At 25.9% G+C, this 7,583-nt stretch carries 6 protein-coding genes and 1 CRISPR repeat array; of the genes, 4 read left to right on the top strand and 2 right to left on the bottom strand.

Features of this window, described 5'->3' with window-relative positions:
* Window positions 1-107 precede the first annotated feature (107 nt).
* Window positions 108-933: a CRISPR direct-repeat array (repeat unit 36 nt; unit sequence GTTTTGGCATAGTATTATATTTTTGTATCAATAAAC).
* A 580-nt stretch (window positions 934-1,513) separates the two neighbouring features.
* Window positions 1,514-2,374, top strand: coding sequence for a hypothetical protein (locus CG473_RS03820; protein WP_094254989.1), 861 nt, complete (start codon window positions 1,514-1,516; stop codon window positions 2,372-2,374).
* Window positions 2,375-2,587: 213 nt separating this feature from the next.
* On the opposite strand, the gene CG473_RS03815 is transcribed toward CG473_RS03820, so the two are convergent.
* A complete protein-coding gene (locus CG473_RS03815) occupies window positions 2,588-4,144 on the bottom strand; it encodes an amino acid permease (protein WP_094254988.1) in 1,557 nt (518 codons plus the stop codon).
* A 247-nt stretch (window positions 4,145-4,391) separates the two neighbouring features.
* Window positions 4,392-5,279: an ROK family protein gene (locus tag CG473_RS03810; protein WP_094254987.1), complete on the bottom strand. Its 888-nt coding sequence runs from the start codon at window positions 5,277-5,279 to the stop codon at window positions 4,392-4,394.
* Window positions 5,280-5,421: 142 nt separating this feature from the next.
* Here CG473_RS03810 and CG473_RS03805 point away from each other — a divergent pair, with 142 nt between their 5' ends.
* Genes CG473_RS03805 through CG473_RS03795 form a run of 3 tightly spaced genes read left to right on the top strand, consistent with a single transcriptional unit; the run spans window position 5,422 to window position 7,568 of the window.
* Window positions 5,422-5,769 carry a hypothetical protein gene (locus CG473_RS03805; RefSeq protein WP_094254986.1) on the top strand — a complete coding sequence of 116 codons (348 nt, stop codon included), beginning with the start codon at window positions 5,422-5,424 and terminating at the stop codon, window positions 5,767-5,769.
* A complete protein-coding gene (gene lplA / locus CG473_RS03800; protein ID WP_094254985.1) occupies window positions 5,769-6,758 on the top strand; it encodes a lipoate--protein ligase in 990 nt (329 codons plus the stop codon). Before CG473_RS03805 ends, lplA begins: the two co-directional genes overlap by 1 nt.
* Window positions 6,759-7,568, top strand: coding sequence for an alpha/beta fold hydrolase (locus CG473_RS03795; protein ID WP_094254984.1), 810 nt, complete (start codon window positions 6,759-6,761; stop codon window positions 7,566-7,568).
* Window positions 7,569-7,583: the final 15 nt, after the last annotated feature.

The following is a 7,583-nucleotide window of genomic DNA, read 5'->3' as shown; positions in this document are numbered from 1 at the left end:
AACACCTTTATCGATCATCTCGATTATTTTGATTTTGTCTTCATATGTTAGTTTCATAAGAAAAACCCCTTAAGTTTAGATCTGGTCCTACTTAAAGGGTTCTCTACATTTTGGCATAGTATTATATTTTTGTATCAATAAACTAATAAATTCGGAGATAAATCCGGGTTCTAGTTTTGGCATAGTATTATATTTTTGTATCAATAAACTTATATTAAATATATTACGCGTACAAGCGGTTTTGGCATAGTATTATATTTTTGTATCAATAAACTTACCAATAACTAAACTACTAGAGTATGAAGTTTTGGCATAGTATTATATTTTTGTATCAATAAACATCCTTTTTTTTCTGTAGTTTTTCTAAGCGGTTTTGGCATAGTATTATATTTTTGTATCAATAAACTTTTTACTCTTTCTTTAATTAATTTATTTAGTTTTGGCATAGTATTATATTTTTGTATCAATAAACCCTTAGTATTATCTAGAGTGTAGTCCTTAGGTTTTGGCATAGTATTATATTTTTGTATCAATAAACTTACCAATAACTAAACTACTAGAGTATGATGTTTTGGCATAGTATTATATTTTTGTATCAATAAACTATTTCGAAAAAAATTCAAAATGAATAGTGGTTTTGGCATAGTATTATATTTTTGTATCAATAAACTTAAGCAGGCATTTAGCGGCATCCCGCTAGTTTTGGCATAGTATTATATTTTTGTATCAATAAACTCGCCAATTTGGCTGTAAATGTTAGTTGTAGTTTTGGCATAGTATTATATTTTTGTATCAATAAACTTTTAGAGAGTTCTCAATTTCACGTTTTGAGTTTTGGCATAGTATTATATTTTTGTATCAATAAACGTAGTGTTAGTATCTGATATAAGGGTATAAGTTTTGGCATAGTATTATATTTTTGTATCAATAAACAAGGGAATAAGGGGGATAATAATGCATTCTTTTTTGATATGGATTTTGCAATTTTCGCTGATTCCATTCTTTCTCTGACTGTTATTTTTTTCATTTATAAATTTTACTCACTTTCATCCTTTAAAATAAAACAGTCGCTTTCAAAACAGTCGTCACAAATATTGTTTTTTATCAATTTATTTGTTTTACGTTGTATTATATTTTTGTATCAATATCTTATAAAACACACTTTAAAATCTATAAAGTTTTAGCATAGTATTATATTTTTGTATGAATAATATAGGGCGTGAAATTTAGTTTTAATTTTAAATTTTCTCAGTTTCTGATTAAAAATCGATTCTTAACTACTATTATTTCAATTTAATACCCCGAAATTTCATGTTGTCAATATAAAGTAATATATCTAATGCGTCCATCATTTTTTAACACATATTACTAAATTATGTATATGGTAACTCGCTACTAAAATATAATTAAATTTCTTTATAGATTTAAAAAAATGATATAATTCAAGCATGAATAAACTATATATATTAAAAGATAAAAAAATACGGACAAAAGTTCCGACTATGTCAAACTTATGACAAATGTATCAGAAGAACCAGTTACCTATGACAAAGCAATAAAAATGGTTTTTTCTTTAAGAATGCAAAACCGCAATGTGTTAGCTTTATGTTATGAATGTTTAAAAAACGGAAAAGTAACTAGTCTCTTTATGTCAAGCAATAATTTAGTAAATTATTTCAAAAGATATAAAACGGAATTTCATCATAATAAATGTAAATGAAATATTTATTATGATGAATCACAAACTAAAATTCTAAATTCAATGAAACTTGCAAAAGAAAATGATTTTTTTGAATATTTTGATTTATTAAAGAAAGGATATATTAATAAAATACAAAAAAGTATTATACATAAATTTATACAACCAAATAATTCGAAAATAAAAAAACGGTGATTGATCCGCATGAAAAATTCTAGAGAGATATCAGATTCTGTAATTTTCAAAGCAACAAATGTGAATATATTTATTAAACTAGACTATGATGAAGTAGTAAATCAAAAGCTAGAAAACATTAAGTTGTTCATTAATTATTCACCAAAAAATAAAAAAAAATTAGATGGTGATATAAAAAATTTCGTTTTATTAAGAAATTCTTCAAAACAAGTCATTGAATTTTTAAAAAATAGTAACATCAATTCAAATAAAGAATGAAAATCAATATTAAATTTAAATTATGAAAATGAAAATAATTTTTTACAATTATGATCTTATTTAGTTAAAAATAAGAAAAGCTCCTATATACCCATTTCAAATAACGGAAATTTATTGGTTAAAGGAATATGTAAAAAAAATGAAACAGAAACAATTTTTATTCCAGATAAACACAAAAGTGGAAAATTATGTGTCAGTTATTTTGATATTATTAAAAGATAATAATATCTTACTAATGTTGTGGCGATATTTAATTTTGATTTAAAGTTGAAATTTGCAATCACAAAATAAACTAACTATATTTTTTATGATGAGCAAGTAAAAAAATTAAAGTTAGCTCACCAATAAGTTAAGTGAAAATAGGTAAATTTTCTAATATCTATCAATAAGCAAAAATGGCCGAAGCCATTTTTTTTAATCTAAATTCTGTAATATCTACGCAAATGTCATCGCACTTTTGTGCAATTCATCAATTACATTTCTTTTTTCAATTCACTCTATTAAGATTGTGTTCAATTTTGGTAATAATAAGAATATTATTCCAAAAACTAAATACATTAAAATTTGAATAATATTGTTAGGTTGATAATTATTGTTTGTTCAATAAAATCCTCATGAATTTAATCCTAATGGATTCGAAACAACGCTTTGAGCGTATGTGTAAATTAATCCAATTTCAGCTACTACTATCATGAATATTGCAAATACTGTAGCAACATAAAATAAGTATTTATTTACGTTAGCATTTTTAATTTCATCTTTAAAGTGTCCCTTAATTTTTTTAACTAAGTAAAGTAACATTACTAGTCCGTAAATTCAGAAGAAAAACACTGTTGGTCAGTTACTTGCAGCATCCATAAATGCATCTGTATTGTAAACAATAGCTGGTACAGAAATAATTAAAAATCAAAAAGCAAAAACAAAACCTATTGCTATTAAGCCTCTCATTTCTTTAGAAATATCTCTACCTAAAAATTGAGCTTTAACTTTCTTTTTAAGTATTCTAGCTCCTATTACTAATTCAGTTTCAACCATGTTTGTATAGTCTTTTAGAATAAAAGCACTTAAACCATTTATTAATCCAATTGTTGACACAAATATGAAGAATAAAACAAATGCTTGTACTCAACTGCTATCACCAGGAACTGCTACTGAAATTAAACCTTGTATTGATCCTTGTGTATGTAAAATTGATGCTATTGCAATTAATGTATAAATTGTTACGACAATTATCATTCCGACAATAATTGCTAACGGTAATTTTTTACCATCTTCTTTCATATCTTTTCTTAATGATCCAACTGATAAGAATGAATCAAAAGCAAATAAAACACCTGGTAGCGCTAAGATTAAATTTGAAAAACTAAATCCTTGTCCAGTTCCTGCTGCACTAGTAAAACCATTTACTGATCCAGCTTTAGTGCTTGAGACAAAAACTAAACCAACTATAATAGCAATTACTAAAGGAATAAACTTAAGTACTACAGTTGTAGTTTGAGTGTAATGTGATATTGCTGGAGCTAATAAATTAATTAATAAATATGAAGCTGAAATTATGACTCCAAATATGACGTGATGTCAAACTTGAATTCAACTAATATCAGCACCTACTGCACCAATAAAACTTCAGAACATTTCACTAGCAAATATCCCTAATATTGTTACTAAAATTCCTCAGTAAAAAATCGATCAGGAAAAAGTTGTAAAATATCCAAGATTTTTTCCTCCGACTCTGTGGCTTCAACCACTAATACCGGTAATCTTATTAACTTTAAGTGCTGAAATTTCACTAAAACTTATAGCGGCAGCTAAAGAAATTAATCCTCCTACTATTCAAGAAAGTAATCATGTTATTGATTGACCTTCAACGGCTCTTGAGACACCACCATTTTTAAAGAATATTCCTATTCCTATTATGGAACCAACTACGAAAGCCAAAGCGACTCAAAAACCAAATTTTCTTGCTTTTGAATGCGCATTATTTTTATCCATATTTTCCTTTCTAAAAAAGCCCTACACTTTTGTTGTATGGCTTTTAAATCAATATGTTTATTTTATATATGTTAAAAAACCCTACTTCAGGAGTATCAAATTTTAAACATAGTGTGCATTTTTTGAATACTTCTTTGCATTTGAGACTCCTTTTAGTAAAGTTTTTATGTAATTTATTATAGATTTTTTTCAATTTAATCTGAAAATTATATTTTTAAATATTAAATTAATTATTTTTGTGCTATGTTTAAAATTTAGACTGAATTAAGTAATATAAACCAAATAAAGCTGAATCATCTCCCATTTGATCTATTTCAACTTTTACTTTATCAAAATGACTTGGTGTAGTATATTTTTTTGCTTCTTCAAATGCTTTATAAATAAATCAATTATTGTATGTTGAAACACTTCCACCAAAAACAAATAAATTAGGATTAACTCATGCCATGGCAGTTGCAATAGTTCTAGCTAATGTATCAATTCCTTGATCAATTATTTTTTTAGCTATTTCATCTGATTCATATTTATTAAATAAATCTTTTGCTTCTCAATTTTGTCCTAAATTTTTAGCTCTAATTGACATACCTGTTCCTGAAGCAAATAATTCAAGCGAATATGGACTCAAGTGGTGATATTTTTTTTCAGCTATTGGAGCTAGTGGTGCAAAAGCAACTTCCTGAGCTTGATAATTTGAGCCTGTAAATACTTTATTATTGATAATTAATCCTGCTCCTAAACCAGTTGAAACAGTAAAAAATTGAGTAACATCATCTGCTTGTTGTTTGAAAAATTTATGATTTGCAAAAGCCATTGCATTAGCATCATTTTCAAATACAATAGCTTCTAAATTAACTTGAGATAAAAAATATTCTCTTAAATTAACTTGTCTTCAGTCAACTAAATTTGGTGTATCTAAAATTATTCCGTTTGGATAATCAGCCGGACCTGGAATTCCAATTGCTATAGCACTTACATTATGTTCTTTTATTAATGAAACAATTTTAGCAACTGTCTCACGATAGTTATTTGGGTTGGTTTCAAATTTTTTCTTAAATTCAATTTTATCATCATTTGTAAATGTCGCAAATCTAACATTAGTTCCGCCAATATCAATTGCGGCAAATTTTTTATTCATATTTTCTCCTTAATTCAAATTTATCGAGTAATTAAAAGTAAAAATATTATAACCCCTAAGGGCTCTAAGAATACTTATAAATAATATTGAGATGATAAAATCCATTTACCAAGTATTTAGGTAAAATAACTTTAGGTATATTATGAACAAAAATATTTATGAATTAAGAAACGGTGATGAAAGTAATTTTATAACAGGAAAGCAAATTGGTTTAGCATTTGAATTTAAGGTAAATAAATTTGGATGAAGCAACGTTTATATGGAAATATTAGATCAATATGAAGAAGTAGATGAAAAGTTAATGTTAACTTATTTTTTTCAAGACTTGTACATGTATTTACATAAAAATAAACATCAACCGAAATGAGATTTTAATACCATACATCTTAGTGGATTTAACAACTTAAAATTAATGAAAAAAGACCAAATAGATTTATTAAAAAAAGAATTATTAACAATAACTAATTTCGATATTGTTTTAGGAGAATAATGAGTAATATTAAATGATATTTAAGTAAAAAAACTTCGCCATATGAAAATTTAGTTTTAGAAGAAGCTATTTTAAGAGATGAAAATATAACTGATGATATTTTTTATTTTTATCGTAATGATAATTCAATCATAATTGGAAGAAATCAAAACATTTATGAAGAAGTTAATTTATATTTTGCTCGAGAAAAAAATATTAATTTATATCGAAGAATCTCAGGCGGAGGAGCTGTTTACCAAGATTTAAACAATGTCTGTTTTTCTTATATAACTCATTCAAAAGGTAGTTATGAAAAATTCCTAACGCCTATTATTGAATTTTTAAAATCACTTGGGTTAAATGCTACTTTTAAGGGTAGAAATGATTTAGCAGTTGATGGTTTTAAAGTTTCGGGAAATGCTCAATATAGCACTCCTACACGTATGGTTCATCATGGTACTTTGCTATTTGATTTTAATATTGAAATCATGCAAAATGCCTTAAAAGTAAATCCATTGAAAATGGAATCAAAAGGAATTAAATCAATTAGACAAAGAGTTGCATCATTAATAAATTTAATGCCTGAAAAAATTACAATTGAAGAATTTGTTCAAAAATTAGTTTCATGATTTGCAAAAGAAAATAACGCAACAGAATTAGTTTTAGATTTAGATTTATACGAAACAAGACTTGCTCCGATTCGTAAAGAAAGAATGTCGGATGAATGAATTTTTGGTAAAACTCCAAATTTTGAAGTAACTAATGAAAGTAAGTTTGATGGCGGTATAATCCGAGCAAGTTATAGTGTCAAAGCTGGTAAGTTTTGTCAATTTAAATTTGAAGGAGATTATCTAAGTAAAGTTGATACTGAAATTATTTCTGAAAAGATGATTGGAATTAATTATGAAGTTGAAGCCGTTCAAGAAGCATTAACAAAATACGATTTAATTGATTATTTTGGTGAAATTTCTTTAAACGAAATTATCGAAGTAATTTTTGGAAAATATTAAATGTTTAAACAATTAGAAACAAAAAACTGAATCATAAATTTTTTTGAAGAAGAATCAAACAAACCTAAAATACTTTTTAGTCATGGTTTTGGAGCCAATGCTAAAACTATTTTTTCGTTAAATACTCAAGATAGAAATTATAGTATTGTTTCAGTTGATTATCCCGGGCTAGGTAAAACTAAAAGTAAGTTTCATCATGAAGAAGTCGAATTAAAAGATTATCAAACTTTTTTAATCGAATTTTTAGAAGCTTATTCAGAAAAAATTGATTTAATTGTTGCACATTCATTAGGGACTTTAGGCGCTTTATCTGCCTTAGATAAAAAATTAACTAAAAAAGTAGTGTTATTTAGTCCATATAACTATTATCTAGATACCGATACTGATTTAGAATTAATTAAGCATTATTTAATTCCTTCTGATTTTGAAACTGCCGCAAATTCACTTCGAGATTTATCAGTTAAAAATGATGATGCATATGAAAAAAGTGTCAAGTATTTTGCTAAATTAGCAGTGGAAGTTTATCCAATTAAATACAAAGTAATGGGTGATTTCGTTGAAAAAATGTTTCAACATGATTATTTAAATAATGTTGTAAAACCTTTATATCTAAATAATGCTAGCAATATTGTAATTGTTAGTGGTGTTGAAGATAAATATACAAAAATGGAAGTTCTAGAAAAAATTTCAAGTGAAACAAATATACCATTAACCAAAATAAAAAATGCTGGTCATGCAATATTTTTTGACCAACCTTATCAAACAAACAAAGTTATTGTTAAAGAAATTAAAAAATTGACTGAATCATAATTTGATTAAACAGTC

The sequence above is a fragment of the Mycoplasma testudineum genome, from assembly GCF_002245785.1.
GTDB lineage: Bacteria > Bacillota_I > Bacilli_A > Mycoplasmatales > Metamycoplasmataceae > Mycoplasmopsis_B > Mycoplasmopsis_B testudinea.
This window is presented reverse-complemented; position numbering and strand designations above follow the sequence as displayed.